The sequence below is a fragment of the Pseudomonas sp. KUIN-1 genome, assembly GCF_009176725.1.
Taxonomy (GTDB): Bacteria; Pseudomonadota; Gammaproteobacteria; order Pseudomonadales; family Pseudomonadaceae; genus Aquipseudomonas; species Aquipseudomonas fragariae.
In genome coordinates, this window is sequence record NZ_AP020337.1 from 2241641 (window position 1) to 2259089 (window position 17449).

Here is a 17449-nt window from a genome sequence, read left to right on the forward strand (position 1 = left end):
ACTGGCGGTGATAATGCCGCCCGTTTTCGATCCGAACCCTTTTGATCCGAGCAAGGTTTTTCATGCATAACGATTCGATCACTCCTGAAAAGACTATCGGCAAGGAATCCGTACCCACCGGGACCCAGACCTTGCTGCGCGGGCTGGGGGTGGTGCAGGCGGTTGCCGGTGGCGCACGGGACCTCAAGGAGATCGCCCGGCTGATCGGCACCACGCGCAGTACCACGCACCGTCTGGCCAGTTGCCTGGTCGAGGAGCGTTACCTGCGCATCGTTCCTCAGGTGGGCTATCTGCTTGGGCCGAAATTGATCGAGCTGGGGTTTCAGGCGCGTGAAGAAGTGCCCCTGGCGATGCTGGCCCGGCCGTATCTGGATCGCTTGTCGGAGCTGACCGGCGATACCGTGCATCTGGCGGTGCGGGAAGGGGATGACGTGCTCTATCTGCACAAGAATCCCGGTCGCAATGGTCCGGAAATGCGTTCGCGGGTCGGGCATCGGATGCCGCTGGTGCGCACCGGTATCGGCAAGGCACTGCTGCTGGACAGTGCTCAGTCCGAGTGGCAACGGCTGTATGAAATCAGCATGCCGAGCACAGGCAGAAATCCGCTATGGCCTGCTCATGAGCAGCAAACCTGGGAGCAGTTGAAGGCGCGGCGGGAGGAGTATGTACAAGGAGGGTATGCATTCGATCTGGAGGACAACGAACCGTCGATCCGTTGTGTCGCAGCGCCGGTACGTGATGCCAGCAAACAGATCGTTGCCGGCATCAGTGTCGCCAGTACCGTGCCCTACATGCCGCTGGAGAAGATGGCCGAGCTGGTTCCGCTGATCAAAACCATCGCGGCGGAACTCTCGGCCGATCTCGGCGGCTGATCGGCAGTCGATCAGGCCTTCAGCGTGGCCATGTCGATCACGAAGCGGTACTTCACGTCACCGGCCAGCATGCGCTCGTAGGCTTCGTTGATGTTGCGGATATCGAGCATTTCGATGTCGCAGGTGATGTCGTTCTCGGCGCAGAAATCCAGCACTTCCTGAGTTTCCGCGATACCGCCGATCAACGAACCGGCCAGCACGCGGCGGCTCATTACCAGATTGGCTGCGTGTACTGGTGGCTCGATCGGCTCGATCAGGCCGACCAGAATGTGGGCGCCGTCGAAACGCAGGGTTTCCAGGTAGGGGTTCAGGTCGTGCTGCACCGGAATGGTGTCGAGCAGGAAGTCGAAGTGCCCGGCAGCAGCCTTCATCTGTTCGGCATCGGTGGACACGATCACATGATCGGCGCCTTGACGATGTGCTTCCTGAGCCTTGGCGGCGGAGCGGGTGAACAGGGTCACTTCAGCGCCCATGGCCTTGGCGAACTTGATGCCCATGTGGCCCAGGCCGCCCATGCCCAGAATGCCGACCTTGTCGCCCGCCTTGACGCCGTAGTGCTTGAGCGGCGAATAGGTGGTGATGCCTGCGCAGAGAATCGGCGCAGCAGCGGCCGGATCGAGTTTTTCCGGGACGCGCACGACGAAGTGCTCGGCGACCACGATGCTGTTCGAGTAACCGCCCATGGTGTTGCTGCCGTCCACACGATCTGGCGTGGCGTAAGTCATGGTCGGGCCTTCCAGGCAGTACTGCTCGAGGTCCGACTTGCAGGCCGAGCATTCGCGGCACGAATCGACCATGCAGCCGACACCGACCATGTCACCGACCTGGTATTGGGTTGCACTGCTGCCGGTGGCAGTGACGCGACCGACAATTTCGTGGCCCGGCATCAGCGGGTAGACGGCAATGCCCCATTCGTTGCGTGCCTGGTGAATATCGGAGTGGCAGACGCCGCAATAAAGGATTTCGATGGCAACGTCGTCGGCACGCAGAGCGCGACGTTCGAAGGTCATCGGGGCGAGGGGAGCGGTAGCTGACTGTGCGGCGTAACCGATAGCTGTGTACATGTTTGACCTCGCAAGGTGTGACGGAAGAGAGGCGAACCATTGTCCTGATACGGGCCCTTCGCGGCTATGGTGAATCCTCCGTGTTTCATGCCTATTCCTCCGGCCTGATATTTCAGGGTCGGCGCTGAGGCGCAAATCTGCGATGATACGGCTGTCTGTTTCTCTGTCAGGCTGTGCCCATGACCTTACCCGTTGTGCCGGATGGCAATGCCATCCTTGTTTCCCTGATCCAGCCGCTGGCGGTGCGCCCGGGGTTTGTCGCTACGCCGTTGCCGGAGGTCCGCGTGCTTTCGGCGTTTGGTTATGTCGCCAGCAGCCCGCAGATCTACGAGCCGAGCCTGATGATCGTCGTGCAGGGCAGCAAGGTCGCGTGCCTGGGGCCGCGTACGTTCGAATACGGCACCGGGCATTACCTGATTCAGGCGCTCTCTGTGCCGTTCAAGTGCGAAACCTTTGCCACTCCGGAAAAGCCGCTTTACGGCGTTTCGGTGGCCATCGACCGGGTATTGCTCGGTGAGCTGGTGCAGGCGATGGGCCCGGTCACCGGGCACGAGAGTCAGGTGCAGACACCGGAATCCATGACCTCGGTGCGCATCGACAACACCATGCGCGACAGTGTCGAGCGTCTGCTGCGTTGCCTGCATGATCCGCTGGAGTGTCAGGCCATGGGCCAGGCACGGATTCGCGAGGTGCTGTACACCGCGCTGCGTGGACCGCAGTCCGGGGTGTTGCGTGCACTGGTCGAACAGCAGGGGCAGTTTGCGCGAATTGCCTCGGCCGTGACCTATCTGCATGAGCATTATGACCACGCGCTGAACGTCGACACGCTGGCCAGTTGCGCGAACATGAGCACGTCGACCTTTCATGAACATTTCAAGCGCAGCACGCTGTTGTCGCCGGTGCAGTACCTCAAGCGCCTGCGCCTGCTCAAGGCTCAGCAATTGCTGGTGGCCGATGGATTGAACGTAGCGCAGGTCGCGCTGAAGGTCGGCTATCAAAGCGCGTCGCAGTTCAGTCGTGAATACAAACGTTACTTTGAGCGCAGACCGGGCGAAGAGGGATGTAGGGGTTAGCTGCAAGCTTCAAGATCAAAGCTTGTAGCTTGTAGCTTGTAGCTGCTTCACCTCACATATTCGGGTAGGTCGGGCCGCCAGCGCCTTCCGGTGCTACCCAGGTGATGTTCTGCGAGGGGTCCTTGATGTCGCAGGTCTTGCAGTGCACGCAGTTCTGCGCGTTGATCTGGAAGCGTTTCTCGCCGTCTTCCTTGGTGATGACTTCATACACGCCGGCCGGGCAATAACGCTGAGCCGGCTCGTCGTACAGCGGCAGGTTCTTGCTGATCGGGATGCTCGGATCGGTCAGCTTCAGGTGGCAGGGTTGTTCCTCTTCATGGTTGGTGCTGGAGAGGAATACCGAACTGAGCTTGTCGAAGCTGAGCTTGCCGTCGGGTTTCGGGTAATCGATCTTCTTCGAGTCGGCTGCCAGCTTGAGGCAGGCGTAGTCCGGCTTGGTGTCATGCAGCGTGAACGGCAGCTTGCCACCGAAGATGTTCTGATCGATGAAGTTGAATGCGCCGCCCTTGATCGCGCCGTATTTGTGGATCGCCACGCCAAAGTTGCGGCTGGCGAACAGCTCTTCATGCAGCCAGCTGGCCTTGAAGGCATCCACGTAGGAGGTCAGCACGTCGCCGCCTTCCTTGCCGGCCAGCAGCGCGTCGGCCACCGAATCGGCAGCCAGCATGCCGGACTTCATCGCCGTGTGGCTGCCCTTGATCTTGGCGAAGTTCAGCGTGCCCAGATCGCAGCCGATCAGCGCGCCACCGGGGAAGACCATTTTCGGCAGGGAGTTCAGGCCGCCCTTGGTGATCGCGCGGGCGCCGTAACTGATGCGCTTGCCGCCTTCCAGGTATTGCTTGATGACCGGGTGATGCTTGTAGCGCTGGAATTCGTCGAACGGCGACAGGTACGGATTGCTGTAGGACAGGTCGACGATCAGACCGACCACTACCTGATTGTTTTCCAGGTGGTAGAGGAACGAGCCGCCCGGATTGTCATCGTTCAGCGGCCAGCCTGCGGTGTGAACCACCAGCCCCTGTTCATGTTTTGCCGGGTCGACTTCCCAGATTTCCTTGAGGCCGATAGCGTAATGCTGCACGTCGGCTTCGTCGTCGAGGTTGAAGCGCTTGAGCAGCTGCTTGCCGATGTGACCACGGCAGCCTTCGGCGAACAGCGTGTACTTGGCGCGCAGTTCCATGCCGGGGGTGTACAGGCCTTCCTTCGGATTGCCTTCGCGGTCGACACCTAGATCGCCGGTGACGATGCCGCGTACCACACCGTTCTCGTCGAACAGCGCTTCCTGGGCGGCAAAGCCCGGATAGATTTCGACACCGAGGTTTTCAGCCTGCTGAGCCAGCCAGCGGCACAGGTTGCCCAGCGAGATGATGTAGTTGCCATGGTTGTGCATGGTCTTGGGGACGAAAAAGTCCGGTATTTTCTGGGCTTTTTCGGCATCGCGCAGCATATAGATGTCGTCGCGCTTGACCGGCGTGTTGAGCGGGGCGCCCAGTTCCTGCCAGTTGGGGAACAGTTCATTCAGCGCGCGGGGCTCGAACACGGCACCGGAGAGGATGTGCGCACCGACTTCGGAACCTTTTTCCACCACGCAGACGCTGATTTCCTGGCCAGCTTCAGCGGCCTTCTGTTTAAGGCGGCAAGCGGCAGAAAGCCCGGACGGGCCGGCTCCGACGATAACGACGTCGAATTCCATGTATTCGCGTTCCACAGGCTATCTCCTACTCTCAAGGCTCACGGTGTTTTTATGGGCACTGCTTTTTTAGTCGCTGCAGGCCGACGCATGGAGGTATTGAACCGCCCCGTCTTTTAATGGTTCGCATTATATCTACACCACTGCGCGGGTCCAATACAAACGTTTGTTTGAATCGGCCGCAGGCCAGATAAATCAAAGACACCAGACTCGGAACTGGCCGATTTGGCGTATTGACCGGAAAAGGCGTTGCGGTCAATATACGGGCGGTTTTGCGTTTGCCGTAGGCTGAAACGAGGTTCCCGGATTGCGGGCAATCTCTGAAAAGGCATCAGGCAGACGCGCTGCAGGCAACAGGTCAACGTCGCACGGCGCATTTTACACACCCAGCCGCTGCTTGACGGGTGACTCCCGGCTTTTATAGGGCTTTTTAAAGCCGTCCGAATGGCCTGCACGCATAACGATTGCTTGTTGAGGACACATATCGATCGCCTGGTGCCGCCGGGCGACTTCTTTTCACCGGAGAGTGAGGAATCCATGAAGGTTCTTGTAGCTGTCAAACGAGTGGTCGACTACAACGTCAAGGTTCGCGTCAAGGCGGACAACTCCGGCGTCGATCTTGCCAACGTCAAAATGTCCATGAACCCGTTCTGCGAAATCGCCGTTGAAGAGGCGGTTCGTCTTAAAGAGAAGGGTGTAGCCACCGAAATCGTCGTCGTCACCATCGGCCCGACCACCGCTCAGGAACAACTGCGTACCGCCCTGGCACTGGGTGCCGACCGTGCCGTGCTGGTCGAGTCCGCCGAGGAGCTGACTTCTCTGGCCGTGGCTAAGCTGCTCAAGGCCGTGGTCGACAAGGAGCAGCCGCAACTGGTGATCCTTGGCAAACAGGCCATCGACAGTGATAACAACCAGACCGGCCAGATGCTGGCTGCGTTGAGCGGCTACCCGCAGGGTACGTTCGCATCCAGGGTTGAAGTGACCGGTGACAAGGTTGCCGTGACCCGTGAAATCGACGGCGGCCTGCAAACCGTTTCCCTGAGCCTGCCAGCCATCGTGACCACGGACCTGCGTCTGAACGAGCCACGCTACGCTTCGCTGCCCAATATCATGAAGGCCAAGAAAAAGCCGCTTGAAGTGCTGACCCCGGATGCACTGGGCGTTTCCACGGCCTCGACCAACAAGACCCTCAAGGTCGAAGCGCCGGCTGCACGCAGCGCCGGCATCAAGGTCAAGTCGGTGGCTGAACTGGTCGAGAAACTGAAAAACGAAGCGAAGGTAATCTAAATGACGATCCTGGTTATCGCTGAACACGACAACGCGACCGTAGCCCCGGCTACGCTCAACACCCTTGCTGCTGCCCAGAAGATCGGCGGTGACATTCATTTGCTGGTGGCCGGTTCCGGCGTGAGCGCCGTTGCCGACGCCGCCGCCAAAATTGCCGGTGTGACGAAAGTGCTGGTGGCCGACCACGAAGCCTACGCGCACCAACTGCCTGAAAACATCGCTCCCCTGGTTGTAGAACTGGCTGCGGGCCATAGCCATGTTCTGGCTGCGGCAACGTCCAATGGCAAGAACATCCTGCCGCGCGTCGCTGCTCAACTGGATGTCGATCAGATATCCGAGATCGTTTCGGTGGTTTCCGCCGACACCTTCACCCGTCCGATCTACGCCGGTAACGCCATCGCCACCGTGCAGTCGACGGCTGCGGTCAAGGTCATCACCGTACGAGCCACCGGCTTCGATCCGGTGGCTGCAGAGGGTGGCTCGGCCGCTGTTGAAGCGGTTTCGGCTGCTCACGATGCGGGCAAGTCCAGTTTTGTGGGTGAAGAACTGGCCAAATCCGATCGTCCGGAGCTGACAGCAGCGAAGATCGTCGTTTCCGGTGGTCGCGGCATGCAGAACGGCGACAACTTCAGGCACCTGTACACGCTGGCCGACAAGCTCGGTGCGGCAGTGGGTGCTTCCCGCGCTGCGGTCGACGCCGGTTTCGTACCTAACGACATGCAGGTCGGTCAGACCGGTAAGATCGTTGCGCCTCAGTTGTATATCGCGGTCGGTATTTCCGGTGCGATTCAGCATCTGGCCGGTATGAAGGATTCCAAGGTGATCGTTGCGATCAACAAGGATGAAGAGGCGCCAATCTTCCAGGTCGCCGATTACGGTCTGGTGGCTGACTTGTTCGAAGCCATCCCCGAGCTGGAGAAGCTGGTTTAAGCCACGCGCTTGCACTATAAAGAGAACCCGTTCGATTCGGGGTTCGCGCACCGGCGGTTTACGGTGCGCCTGCCCGGATCGAACGGGTTTTTTATTGAGTATCGAAAGGACTTCTCATGGTGCATTCCCGGCTGCTGTCTTCGCTTCTCTTCGGGCTGATCACGCTGCCGACACTGGCATCCGCCGCAGGCAAGTGCGAGCGTCTGATCGTGACCGGCAGCCCGGACGCGCCGCCTTATCTGTGGCGTGATCCCCAGGACCCGCGGCACCTGATGGGCGCCAATGCCGATCTGCTGACGCAGGCAGCGGGCGAGCTGGGTATCAAGGTCGAGTTTCTGTATGGCGGCAAGCGCAGTCAGGCACTCGAAGAAGTGCGCACCGGGCGCATGGACCTGCTGGCTGACGCACCGTTGAATGCCGCACAACTCGAAGCGCTGGATTACATTCATCCGCCGATCGTGCAGAACGAGATCATGGTCTGGACGCGTCACGATCACAGCGTGCCGTTCAATGCCGTCAGCGAGCTGCAGGGCCATCCCGGCGCCATGTCGGAAAAGACCCGTTTGACGCCTTCCTTTGATGCGCTGGCCAGACAGAATCTGACTCTGGAGCGCCTGCCTGCACTCACGCCTGCCTTTCAGAAGCTGGCCTTGGGTGAGGTGGATTACGTGCTTGCCGGGCGTTATGCCGGTATGGTTATGGTGCAGACGCTAGGTCTTTCCACAGACCTGACAGCGCAGCCGTTACCGGTCGATACACCGGGTTTTTACCTGGCCTTGTCGTTCAACTCGGCCTGCAATGAACCATGGTTGCGCGGACAGCTGGCGAAAAAGATGACAGAATCGGCCGCCTCTGGCCTTGCGGGCGATGTCATCAGGCACAACCTGGCATTGTGGAAAGCCCAACTGCTGCAGCCTGCCAGCGCCAGCGCACCCAACAAGTAGGGATGTTTTTGTGAGTATTCGTTTTTCAATTGCCTTCATGGCAATCGCCACGCTGGCCGGCTGCGCCAGTGATCCGGTACCAACCGAGCAGTTCAAACTGACCGAGCAGGCGCTGGAGCAGGCCAAGGCGGTCGGCGCCAGTGACGATCAACCCGAGATGGAAGTCGCTCAGGCCGGATTCGCCGAAGCCCGCGCCTCCATGGCAAGCCACGCCTACAAGGACGCGCGCATGAAAGCCGAGCAGGCCGAGCTTGATGCGCGCCTGGCCGAGGCGCGAGTGCTGACCCTCAAGAGCCAGGAGCAGATCAATCAGTTGAATACCCGCCTCAATCGCTTGCGCAAGCAGCTGGGGGAGGCGCAATGAAGCGTATTCCTCGTGTCCTGAGTGTGTGTCTGTTGCTGGGGTCGGCTGGCCTATACGGTTGTGCCGGTCACAAGGACAGTGGCCAGGCCTTGCAGCAGGCCAGCGCCGACTTCCAGAAGGTCAAGGAAGATACCGATGTGCTGCGCAGTGCGCCCAAGGATGTCATTCGCGCGGGTGAATCACTGGCCCGCGCCGAGCGTCTGTCCAGTTATCTGGGAAGCGGTGCCGATGTCGCTCACTACGCCTACCTCAGCAGCCGCTACAGCGAGATCGCGCGTGAGCACAGCAATCTGATGTTGAGCCAGGAGCGTCTGGCGAAAATGGACATGGAGCGCCAGCGTATGCAGCTGGCACTGCGTGAAGCCAAGCTGGCCAGCGCCCAGCAGCAGGGCCGTTGGCTGGAAGATCAGATTCTCAGCCTGGCCACCACCGAAACCGACCGCGGGCTGGTCATGACCCTGGGCGATGTGCTGTTCGACGCCGGACATGCCGAGCTGAAAAACTCGGCAAGTCGCACCATTCTCAAGGTTGTACAGTTTCTGCAGATCAACCCGCGCCGAGTGGTCCGTATCGAGGGTTATACCGACAGCACGGGCGATCGTCAGGAAAACCTGAAGCTGTCGAAAGACCGGGCACAAGCCGTCGCTGACGTGCTGATGGACCTGGGCATCGATGAAAAACGTATCCATGTCGAAGGCTATGGGCAGGAGTTTCCTGTGAATGCCAACACCTCCGAGCGGGGCCGCGCGCAAAACAGGCGTGTCGAGATCGTTTTCTCGGACGAAAAAGGTCAGCTGGGCGCAGCTCGCTGATAAAAAGCCGGTAAAAAGCCCGACGCCGGAAACGGCCTCGGGCTTTTTTGTCTTTAATCACGTTGATTATGGCGTTTCTGCCCGCGTTTATTTTCACTCAGCAAGCATCAATGCTGGCCTGATTTCAAACTGTTCCCGTACACTTCCGATCTGTGCCGGTTATTACGCATCTGTATGTTCAAAAATAATAAATCGCCGGTCTTTTTGAGGCTGTGTCATGACCAATCTCTTGCTCTACCAGCGTATCGCTCAGCAGTTGGCCGAAGACATCCGTCGTGGTGTTTATCAGCCCGGCGAGCGGGTGCCGTCCGTTCGCAAAATGAGTTCGCAGCTCAACGTCAGCCATGCCACTGTATTGCAGGCTTACGCGAACCTTGAAGACCAGGGGCTGATCCGGGCACGTCCTCAGTCCGGCTATTACGTCCATCAAACGCCTGCGCTGACGGCATCGACCCCGGATATCGCGCGGGTCGAGCGGCCCGGCCTGGTTACACGCAGCAGCATTATCCAGCAGGTCCTCGAAGAGTCCCGCCGCGAAGGCGTGTTCGCCCTCGGGGCTGCGGTGCCCCATGTGGATTACCTGCCGGTACGCGCGCTGCATCAGCAACTGGCCAAGGTCACGCGTTTTCACAGTCCGCGGGCCTTCAGTTACATGTTCAGCCCCGGCTTCGAACCCTTGCGCAGGCAGGTCGCGATTCGTATGCGCGACGCCGGGGTGGTGGTCGATCCGTCTGAAGTGGTGATCACTCACGGCTGCGTGGATGCGCTGCAGATGGCCCTGCGGGTGCTGACCCGGCCCGGCGATCTGATAGCCGCCGAATCGCCAGCCTATTACGGGTTGCTGCAACTTGCCGACCTGCTGGGTTTGAAGGTCATCGAAATCCCCAGTGATCCGGCCACCGGCATCAGTCTTGAAGCCTTGCAGCTGGCGGCCAATCAATGGTCCATCAAGGCTCTGGTGCTGACCTCACGGCTGAGCAATCCACTGGGCGGCACCATGCCGGAGGAGCGGCAGAAAAATCTGCTGCGGCTCACCTCGGATTTCGATATCCAGGTGGTTGAAGACGACGTCTATGGCGAGTTGATGTTCGAAGTAGGGCGGACCAAGGCGCTCAAGGCGTTTGACCGGTTGGGGAGGGTGATTTACTGCTCGAGCTTCTCCAAGACCTTGTCGCCGGGTGTGCGCATCGGCTGGATGATAGCCGGCAAATACCAGGCGGAAATTCAGCGCCTGCAAACCTTCAGCACTCACTCGGCGTGCAGCGTCACGCAAATGGCTGTCGCGGCTTACCTCGAAAACGGCGGCTACGATCGGCACCTGCGCTTCATCCGTCTCGAATACCGCAAGAATCTCAGTGCCTATCAGCTGGCGGTGCAGCAGTTCTTCCCCGAAGGCACGCAGATGAGTCGTCCCGCGGGAGGCTTTATCCTCTGGGTCAGTCTGCCGGGCAGGGTCAACACCCAGGAGTTGCACGTGCGTGCGCTCGAGCAGGGCATCAGCATTGCGCCCGGATTGATTTTCAGTAACACCGAGCAGTTCAACCACTGTATTCGTTTGAATTGCGGCATGAAATGGAACAAGGAAGCCGAACGGGCCTTGATGACATTGGGGATTCTGGCCAAGCAGTTATGTCAGGAGGCTGTTCAGGCGTATTGATCGGCAAAGATTTTTGTCAATTCTTCGGAACTCTTGTCTTGTCAGGTTGGCCTCAAAAGGACAGCATGTGTTTCTTTCCGGCTTTTTGCCACTGTCTTGCCTGACTCTTTGCCTATGAATGTTTTTCGCTGTCTCGGATTGCTTGTCGTCGTACTTCTGAGTGGTTGTGACGCTCCGGACACCTCTGTGCCCAAACCCAAGACCGAGGCGGTCATCACCGCGCCGGTATCGCCCGAGGTGCATCTGAAGACTGAGGCACCTGCGCAGGCAGTCGCCACCGATGCCAAGCAAATCAAGGCGCCGGACACCATGCATCAGCTGATGCCGGGCGTGCCTGTCGTGCCTGTGGTGGTCGGAAAGGAAAAATCAGAACCTGCAGCACCTCAGAGCGTCAAATCGGCGACTTCCGAAAAACCCTCTTCCAGGGTTGTGGCAGCCAAGGCGCCTGCGAGCAAGCGCAAGAACGCCAAGGATGCCAAGACCGCCAGCGTCAAGGATGTGCGAATCAAAGCACCCAGGCTGGACCTGAGCCTGCCTCCCGAGCTGGTCAAGGAGCTCGACCCGCCTGCCAAGGTGATTACCAACAAGCGCAAGCCGATATTGCCGCAGATGTTCAGCGACAAGGGCGATTCTGCGAACCCCGGCCCGTTCGAGCTCGAGGGGAGATTGCTGACCAACGAAATGCAATTGCAGATGCGTAATGACAACCGTCGCGATGTAGAAGGTGCTGCGCTGGACTTCAAATTCAAGCAGTAAGTCCTGCCTGTCGTCCGATACGGCGTTTTCAAACAGACGTTTTGACGGTTAATATCCTTTCTCTTTTTCAATTTTCAAACAAGGGTGTCTGGTCATGGACTGCCGTTCCGGTTGTGGCGCGTGCTGCATAGCGCCTTCCATCACGTCTCCCATACCCGGTATGCCCGACGGAAAGCCTGCTGGCGAACGCTGTCTGCATCTGTCGGTCGAGTTTTTGTGCGCCTTGTTCGGCAGGGCTGAGCGGCCCGCGGTGTGCAGTCAGTTCAAGGCGGCAGAGGATGTCTGCGGTGCCGATCAGGCGGATGCCATTCGCCTGATCGGTTGGTGGGAAAAAGCCACTGCGGTGGCCTGAAAAAGTGTTTTCGAGCACAAATGCTTCTTCGGAACTTCAAAACAAGGAATAAAACAATGGGTCCGCTGTATCGCATGGCTGTTGCTTGTGGCTTCACTGTAATGCTTGCCGGAACGGCGCAGGCTGAAGAGTGGAAAGAGGTCAAGAATCAGGATGGCATCAAGGTCTCGTTGAGCGACGTGCCTGGTTCCGATTACAAGGCGTATCAGGGTATTGCGCTGATCAATGCCAGCGTAAGCAAGTTGCGTGCGCTCCAGGAGGATGTCACGGGGGCCTGCGCCTGGATCCATGAGTGCAAGTTGCAGAAAGTGCTCAAGCACGAAGGCAACAAGACCTGGACCTACAGCCAGTTCAATACTCCCTGGCCGGTGACGCCTCGCGATTCGGTACTGTTGATCACCACTCAGGAAGGTCCTGACGGGAGTGTTACCCGAAACCTCGAAGAGCAGCCTTCGTATATCCCCGAGGAGAAGGGGTATGTGCGCGTAACCGAGGTCAAGGGCTTCTGGAAAATGGTGCCCAAAGGGCCGAACCAGACTGAAGTGACCTATCAGGTTCACACCGAGCCGGGTGGCAGTGTGCCGTCGATGTTGGCCAACAAGTTCGTTGTCGATGCGCCGTTCAATACCTTGAAAGCGCTCAGGGAGCGTGCCGCGCAAACCAAATGATCCGCACCGGATAGCGCGCATAAAAAAAGGGCTGCCAATGGCAGCCCTTTTTTGTGCGTGGCGCTTACTTGCGGTCTTGCAGGGCGACGATGTCGCGTTGCACGTTGCCGGTGTACAGCTGGCGAGGGCGACCGATCTTGTAAGGGCTGGAGAGCATTTCTTTCCAGTGCGAGATCCAGCCGACAGTCCGCGCCAGGGCGAAGATCACGGTGAACATGCTGGTCGGAATGCCGATGGCCTTGAGGATGATGCCCGAATAGAAGTCGACGTTCGGGTACAGCGAGCGCTCGATGAAGTACGGATCGGTCAGGGCGATCTCTTCGAGGCGCATGGCCAGTTCGAGTTGAGGATCGTTGGTGATGCCCAGCTCTTTCAGTACTTCGTCGCAGGTCTGCTTCATTACAGTGGCGCGCGGGTCACGGTTCTTGTAGACGCGGTGACCGAAGCCCATGAGCTTGAACGGATCGTTCTTGTCCTTGGCCTTGGCAATGAACTTATCGATGTTCGACACATCGCCGATTTCATCGAGCATGGTCAGTACCGCTTCGTTGGCGCCGCCGTGGGCAGGGCCCCAGAGCGCTGCGATACCGGCTGCGATACAGGCGAACGGGTTGGCGCCCGAAGAGCCTGCCATGCGCACGGTGGAAGTCGAAGCGTTCTGCTCGTGATCGGCGTGGAGGATGAAGATCTTGTCCATCGCCTTGGCCAGCACCGGGCTGATCGGTTTGATCTCGCACGGGGTGTTGAACATCATGTGCAGGAAGTTTTCCGCGTAGCTGAGGTCGTTGCGCGGGTACATCATGGGTTGACCCATGGAGTACTTGTAGACCATCGCTGCCAGGGTCGGCATCTTGGCGACCAGGCGGACCGCGGAAATCTCGCGGTGCTGCGGGTTATTGATGTCCAGCGAGTCGTGGTAGAACGCTGACAGGGCACCGACTACGCCACACATGACGGCCATCGGGTGGGCGTCGCGGCGGAAACCGTTGAAAAAGGTCTTGAGCTGTTCGTGAACCATCGTGTGGTTCTTGACCACGGCCACGAACTGGGCTTTCTGCTCGGCGGTGGGCAGTTCGCCGTTGAGCAGCAGGTAGCAGGTTTCGAGGTAGTCGGACTGCTCGGCCAGTTGTTCGATCGGGTAGCCGCGGTGCAGCAGAATGCCATTGTCACCATCGATGTAGGTGATCTTCGAATCGCAAGACGCCGTGGACATGAAACCAGGGTCAAATGTGAAGCGGCCGGTGGCGGTCAGGCCGCGTACGTCGATCACGTCCGGACCCACTGTACCGGTCAGAATTGGCAGCTCGACGGGGGCAGCGCCCTCGATGATCAACTGCGCTTTTTTGTCAGCCATGTGGCCTCCTATTTATGCTTCAAATCATCAGACAGGCCCCCCACGCAGGGCCCGCATCACTATAGTGAGATAAATTCTAAAGTCAATTTGCCTAAAGTCGTGTTCCGCAAGGGCCCGGCCGTGGATTTTGCAGACGGTTTACTGCCGTTTACGCCTTTTGTCGCGGCAACGCAATGCGCTATTGGCGGTACGTCTGCGCGTTGTCATTAGTAACCTAACTGTCTATACTCGGCGTCCGACCGCCAGAGGCTTTTGGCCTGTTTCAAGGGGGTCGTCACTTCCTGGGTGGTGGGTACCTGACCAGTGCACTTCCCAACAACTTGCCCTGATTGTTAGGGGCTCTTCAGTGTGAAAAAAAAGCCGTGAATAGCCAACGACCTGTAAATCTAGACCTAAGGACCATCAAGCTCCCAGTCACCGCTTACACGTCCATCCTTCACCGCATCTCCGGTGTCATCCTCTTTGTCGGTATTGCAATCATGCTGTATGCAATGGACAAGTCGCTGGCCTCCGAAGAGGGATTTGGTGAAGTCAAGGCGTATATGACCAGTCCGCTGGCCAAGCTGATCATCTGGGGACTTCTGTCTGCCCTGCTGTACCACCTGGTGGCCGGTATTCGTCACCTCATCATGGACTCGGGGGTAGGCGAGACGCTTGAAGGCGGCAAGCTGGGCTCCAAAATCGTTATCGCGGTCTCCGTGATTCTGATTCTTTTGGCGGGAGTATGGATATGGTAACCAACGTCACCAACCTGTCGCGTTCGGGTCTCTATGACTGGATGGCTCAGCGTGTTTCCGCAGTCGTGCTCGCGGCTTATTTCATCTTCCTGATCGGCTACATGGTCTTTCACCCGGGTCTGAGCTACGCCCAATGGCATGGTCTGTTCGCTCACAACGGAATGCGTATCTTCAGTCTCCTGGCCCTCGTTGCCCTTGGCGCTCACGCCTGGGTCGGCATGTGGACCATCGCGACCGACTACCTGACGCCGATGGCGCTGGGCAAGTCCGCCACTGCAGTACGTTTCCTGTTCCAGGCGGTATGCGGCGTTCTGATGTTCGCCTACTTCGTCTGGGGCGTGCAGATTCTTTGGGGTATCTGATCCATGGCTAACATTAATGCGCTTTCTTTCGACGCCATCATCATTGGTGGTGGCGGTGCCGGCATGCGCGCTGCGCTGCAGCTCGCCCAGGGCGGTCACAAGACTGCCGTGGTCACCAAGGTCTTCCCGACCCGCTCGCACACCGTATCCGCCCAGGGTGGCATCACCTGTGCAATCGCTTCCGCCGATCCGAACGATGACTGGCGCTGGCACATGTACGATACCGTCAAGGGTTCCGACTACATCGGTGACCAGGACGCTATCGAATACATGTGTTCCGTAGGTCCGGAAGCGGTCTTCGAGCTCGAGCACATGGGCCTGCCGTTCTCCCGTACCGAGCAGGGCCGTATCTACCAGCGTCCGTTCGGTGGCCAGTCCAAGGACTTCGGCAAGGGCGGGCAGGCTGCCCGTACCTGCGCTGCTGCCGACCGTACCGGTCACGCGCTGCTGCACACCCTGTATCAGGCCAACCTGAAGGCGGGCACTGTATTCCTCAACGAATACTATGCAGTGGATCTGGTGAAGAACAACGATGGCGCCTTTGTCGGCATCATCGCGATCTGCATCGAGACGGGCGAAACCTCGTACATCCGCGCCAATGCAACCGTGCTGGCGACCGGCGGTGCAGGCCGTATCTACTCGTCGACCACCAACGCCCTGATCAATACCGGTGACGGTATCGGCATGGCGCTGCGTGCCGGTGTGCCGGTTCAGGACATCGAAATGTGGCAGTTCCACCCGACCGGCATTGCCGGCGCAGGTGTACTGGTCACCGAAGGTTGCCGCGGTGAAGGCGGTTACCTGATCAACAAGCACGGCGAGCGTTTCATGGAGCGTTACGCTCCGAACGCCAAGGACCTTGCCGGTCGTGACGTTGTGGCACGTTCCATGGTCAAGGAAATCATTGCCGGTAACGGCTGTGGTCCCGATGGCGATCATGTGATGCTCAAGCTCGATCACCTTGGCGAAGAAGTGCTGCACAGCCGTCTGCCAGGCATCATGGAACTGTCCAAGACCTTCGCTCACGTCGATCCTGCGACCGCGCCGATTCCTGTCGTACCGACCTGCCACTACATGATGGGCGGCGTTGCCACCAACATTCATGGCCAGGCGATCACTCAGGATGCGGCGGGCGTCGATCAGATCATTCCTGGTCTGTTCGCGGTCGGTGAAGTGGCTTGCGTATCGGTCCACGGCGCCAACCGTCTGGGCGGCAACTCGCTGCTCGATCTGGTGGTGTTCGGCCGCGCGGCGGGTATCCACCTGGAGCAGGCCCTGCGTGAAGGCGTCGATTATGCGCGCGCTTCCGAGTCCGACATCGATGCTGCCCTCGCACGCCTTGCCGGCCTGAACGAGCGCACCACCGGTGAAGACGTTGCAACCCTGCGAAAAGAGCTGCAGAGCTGCATGCAGAACTACTTCGGTGTATTCCGTACTGGCGAATACATGCAGAAGGGTATTGCCCAGCTGGCTGATCTGCGCGTACGTATCGCCAACGTCAAGATCAACGACAAGAGCCAGGCGTTCAACACCGCCCGTATCGAAGCGCTTGAACTGCAAAACCTGCTGGAAGTTGCCGAAGCCACGGCGATTGCCGCAGAGCATCGTAAAGAGTCCCGCGGCGCTCACGCTCGTGAAGACTTCGAAGATCGCGATGACGAGAACTGGTTGTGCCACACCCTGTATTTCCCGGGTGACAAGAGTGTGACCAAACGTGCCGTGAACTTCTCGCCGAAAACTGTCCCGACTTTTGAACCGAAGATTCGGACTTATTAAGGGGTGACCGATATGTTGCAAGTCAGTGTTTATCGTTACAACCCTGATCAGGACGCTGCACCATTCATGCAGGAGTTTCAGGTCGATACCGGTGGCAAGGACCTGATGGTGCTGGACGTGCTGGCCCTGGTCAAAGAGCAGGATGAAGGCTTTTCGTACCGTCGCTCGTGCCGTGAAGGCGTGTGCGGTTCCGACGGCATGAACATCAACGGCAAGAACGGCCTGGCCTGCATCACGCCGCTGTCGGCTGTCGTTGCCAAGAACAAGCTGATCGTACGTCCGCTGCCGGGTTTGCCGGTTATCCGTGACCTGGTCGTCGATATGAGCATCTTCTACAAGCAGTACGAGAAGGTGAAGCCGTTCCTGCAGAACGACACGCCGGCTCCGGCCATCGAACGTCTGCAAACGCCGGAAGAGCGCGAAAAGCTCGATGGTCTGTACGAGTGCATCCTGTGCGCTTGCTGCTCGACTTCCTGCCCGTCCTTCTGGTGGAACCCCGACAAGTTCCTGGGTCCTGCTGCACTGCTGCAAGCCTACCGTTTCCTGGCTGACAGCCGTGATACTCGCACCAGTGAGCGTCTGGCTTCGCTTGATGATCCGTTCAGCGTATTCCGCTGCCGCGGCATCATGAACTGCGTCAACGTCTGTCCGAAGGGCCTTAACCCAACCAAGGCTATCGGTCACGTGCGCAACATGTTGTTGCAGAACGGCGTCTGATTCATCGCTTTATCTGTTACACCGTTACACCGAA

18 protein-coding genes are annotated in these 17449 nt (G+C 58.8%); 15 read left to right on the top strand and 3 right to left on the bottom strand.

Annotation, left to right across the window (positions count from 1 at the left end):
* Nucleotides 1-62: 62 nt before the first annotated feature.
* A complete protein-coding gene (locus KUIN1_RS10420) occupies nt 63-872 on the top strand; it encodes an IclR family transcriptional regulator (protein WP_011267369.1) in 810 nt (269 codons plus the stop codon).
* Nucleotides 873-883: 11 nt separating this feature from the next.
* On the opposite strand, the gene KUIN1_RS10425 is transcribed toward KUIN1_RS10420, so the two are convergent.
* The gene (locus tag KUIN1_RS10425; protein ID WP_003406175.1) at nt 884-1936 is read right to left on the bottom strand and encodes an NAD(P)-dependent alcohol dehydrogenase; all 1053 of its coding nucleotides are present in this window, start codon (nt 1934-1936) and stop codon (nt 884-886) included.
* Nucleotides 1937-2115: 179 nt separating this feature from the next.
* Here KUIN1_RS10425 and KUIN1_RS10430 point away from each other — a divergent pair, with 179 nt between their 5' ends.
* Nucleotides 2116-3009: an AraC family transcriptional regulator gene (locus KUIN1_RS10430; RefSeq protein WP_054091721.1), complete on the top strand. Its 894-nt coding sequence runs from the start codon at nt 2116-2118 to the stop codon at nt 3007-3009.
* A 52-nt stretch (nt 3010-3061) separates the two neighbouring features.
* On the opposite strand, the gene KUIN1_RS10435 is transcribed toward KUIN1_RS10430, so the two are convergent.
* On the bottom strand, nt 3062-4717 hold the full coding sequence (locus KUIN1_RS10435; RefSeq protein WP_003406170.1) for an electron transfer flavoprotein-ubiquinone oxidoreductase: 1656 nt from the start codon (nt 4715-4717) through the stop codon (nt 3062-3064).
* Nucleotides 4718-5236: 519 nt separating this feature from the next.
* On the opposite strand from KUIN1_RS10435, the gene KUIN1_RS10440 reads away from it, so the two are divergent.
* The 9 genes from KUIN1_RS10440 (at nt 5237) to KUIN1_RS10480 (ending at nt 12469) form a co-directional block, all read left to right on the top strand.
* Complete coding sequence (locus tag KUIN1_RS10440; RefSeq protein ID WP_003406168.1) at nt 5237-5986, top strand: electron transfer flavoprotein subunit beta/FixA family protein; 750 nt, start codon at nt 5237-5239, stop codon at nt 5984-5986.
* Nucleotides 5987-6916: an electron transfer flavoprotein subunit alpha/FixB family protein gene (locus KUIN1_RS10445; RefSeq protein ID WP_003366683.1), complete on the top strand. Its 930-nt coding sequence runs from the start codon at nt 5987-5989 to the stop codon at nt 6914-6916.
* Between the two features lie 116 nt (nt 6917-7032).
* Nucleotides 7033-7860, top strand: coding sequence for a substrate-binding periplasmic protein (locus KUIN1_RS10450; RefSeq protein WP_011267373.1), 828 nt, complete (start codon nt 7033-7035; stop codon nt 7858-7860).
* A 10-nt stretch (nt 7861-7870) separates the two neighbouring features.
* Nucleotides 7871-8224 (top strand): DUF4398 domain-containing protein, encoded by a 354-nt coding sequence (locus tag KUIN1_RS10455; RefSeq protein ID WP_116830345.1) that lies wholly within the window; start codon nt 7871-7873, stop codon nt 8222-8224.
* Entirely contained in the window at nt 8221-9036 is an 816-nt protein-coding gene (locus KUIN1_RS10460) for an OmpA family protein (protein WP_011267374.1), read from the top strand. The genes KUIN1_RS10455 and KUIN1_RS10460 overlap by 4 nt, the downstream gene beginning before the upstream one ends.
* Nucleotides 9037-9253: 217 nt before the next feature.
* Nucleotides 9254-10693, top strand: coding sequence for an aminotransferase-like domain-containing protein (locus KUIN1_RS10465; RefSeq protein WP_003366691.1), 1440 nt, complete (start codon nt 9254-9256; stop codon nt 10691-10693).
* Between the two features lie 114 nt (nt 10694-10807).
* On the top strand, nt 10808-11449 hold the full coding sequence (locus KUIN1_RS10470; protein WP_011267375.1) for a hypothetical protein: 642 nt from the start codon (nt 10808-10810) through the stop codon (nt 11447-11449).
* A gap of 94 nt (nt 11450-11543) precedes the next feature.
* Nucleotides 11544-11801 carry a YkgJ family cysteine cluster protein gene (locus KUIN1_RS10475; RefSeq protein ID WP_003406159.1) on the top strand — a complete coding sequence of 86 codons (258 nt, stop codon included), beginning with the start codon at nt 11544-11546 and terminating at the stop codon, nt 11799-11801.
* 56 nt (nt 11802-11857) lie between these two features.
* Nucleotides 11858-12469, top strand: coding sequence for an START domain-containing protein (locus KUIN1_RS10480; protein ID WP_003406158.1), 612 nt, complete (start codon nt 11858-11860; stop codon nt 12467-12469).
* 64 nt (nt 12470-12533) lie between these two features.
* Here the strand turns inward: KUIN1_RS10480 and gltA are convergent, their stop codons facing one another.
* On the bottom strand, nt 12534-13823 hold the full coding sequence (gltA, locus tag KUIN1_RS10485; protein WP_002552974.1) for a citrate synthase: 1290 nt from the start codon (nt 13821-13823) through the stop codon (nt 12534-12536).
* A 362-nt stretch (nt 13824-14185) separates the two neighbouring features.
* Here gltA and sdhC point away from each other — a divergent pair, with 362 nt between their 5' ends.
* From sdhC to KUIN1_RS10505, 4 genes are read left to right on the top strand one after another with little or no spacing between them, the layout of a single operon-like run.
* Nucleotides 14186-14560 carry a succinate dehydrogenase, cytochrome b556 subunit gene (sdhC, locus tag KUIN1_RS10490; protein ID WP_003423585.1) on the top strand — a complete coding sequence of 125 codons (375 nt, stop codon included), beginning with the start codon at nt 14186-14188 and terminating at the stop codon, nt 14558-14560.
* Nucleotides 14554-14922, top strand: coding sequence for a succinate dehydrogenase, hydrophobic membrane anchor protein (sdhD, locus tag KUIN1_RS10495; protein WP_003316551.1), 369 nt, complete (start codon nt 14554-14556; stop codon nt 14920-14922). The genes sdhC and sdhD overlap by 7 nt, the downstream gene beginning before the upstream one ends.
* A gap of 3 nt (nt 14923-14925) precedes the next feature.
* A complete protein-coding gene (sdhA, locus tag KUIN1_RS10500) occupies nt 14926-16698 on the top strand; it encodes a succinate dehydrogenase flavoprotein subunit (RefSeq protein WP_003394562.1) in 1773 nt (590 codons plus the stop codon).
* A gap of 12 nt (nt 16699-16710) precedes the next feature.
* On the top strand, nt 16711-17415 hold the full coding sequence (locus KUIN1_RS10505; RefSeq protein WP_003316554.1) for a succinate dehydrogenase iron-sulfur subunit: 705 nt from the start codon (nt 16711-16713) through the stop codon (nt 17413-17415).
* Nucleotides 17416-17449: the final 34 nt, after the last annotated feature.

What these genes read in the sequence shown, in the direction of transcription:
- KUIN1_RS10430 (WP_054091721.1), top strand. Translation starts at nt 2,116, where the DNA reads ATGACCTTACCCGTTGTGCCGGATGGCAATGCCATCCTTGTTTCCCTG.
- KUIN1_RS10425 (WP_003406175.1), bottom strand. Translation starts at nt 1,936, where the DNA reads ATGTACACAGCTATCGGTTACGCCGCACAGTCAGCTACCGCTCCCCTC.
- KUIN1_RS10470 (WP_011267375.1), top strand. Translation starts at nt 10,808, where the DNA reads ATGAATGTTTTTCGCTGTCTCGGATTGCTTGTCGTCGTACTTCTGAGT.
- sdhD (WP_003316551.1), top strand. Translation starts at nt 14,554, where the DNA reads ATGGTAACCAACGTCACCAACCTGTCGCGTTCGGGTCTCTATGACTGG.
- KUIN1_RS10460 (WP_011267374.1), top strand. Translation starts at nt 8,221, where the DNA reads ATGAAGCGTATTCCTCGTGTCCTGAGTGTGTGTCTGTTGCTGGGGTCG.
- KUIN1_RS10440 (WP_003406168.1), top strand. Translation starts at nt 5,237, where the DNA reads ATGAAGGTTCTTGTAGCTGTCAAACGAGTGGTCGACTACAACGTCAAG.
- KUIN1_RS10420 (WP_011267369.1), top strand. Translation starts at nt 63, where the DNA reads ATGCATAACGATTCGATCACTCCTGAAAAGACTATCGGCAAGGAATCC.
- KUIN1_RS10480 (WP_003406158.1), top strand. Translation starts at nt 11,858, where the DNA reads ATGGGTCCGCTGTATCGCATGGCTGTTGCTTGTGGCTTCACTGTAATG.
- KUIN1_RS10445 (WP_003366683.1), top strand. Translation starts at nt 5,987, where the DNA reads ATGACGATCCTGGTTATCGCTGAACACGACAACGCGACCGTAGCCCCG.
- gltA (WP_002552974.1), bottom strand. Translation starts at nt 13,823, where the DNA reads ATGGCTGACAAAAAAGCGCAGTTGATCATCGAGGGCGCTGCCCCCGTC.
- sdhA (WP_003394562.1), top strand. Translation starts at nt 14,926, where the DNA reads ATGGCTAACATTAATGCGCTTTCTTTCGACGCCATCATCATTGGTGGT.
- KUIN1_RS10475 (WP_003406159.1), top strand. Translation starts at nt 11,544, where the DNA reads ATGGACTGCCGTTCCGGTTGTGGCGCGTGCTGCATAGCGCCTTCCATC.
- KUIN1_RS10465 (WP_003366691.1), top strand. Translation starts at nt 9,254, where the DNA reads ATGACCAATCTCTTGCTCTACCAGCGTATCGCTCAGCAGTTGGCCGAA.
- KUIN1_RS10505 (WP_003316554.1), top strand. Translation starts at nt 16,711, where the DNA reads ATGTTGCAAGTCAGTGTTTATCGTTACAACCCTGATCAGGACGCTGCA.
- KUIN1_RS10450 (WP_011267373.1), top strand. Translation starts at nt 7,033, where the DNA reads ATGGTGCATTCCCGGCTGCTGTCTTCGCTTCTCTTCGGGCTGATCACG.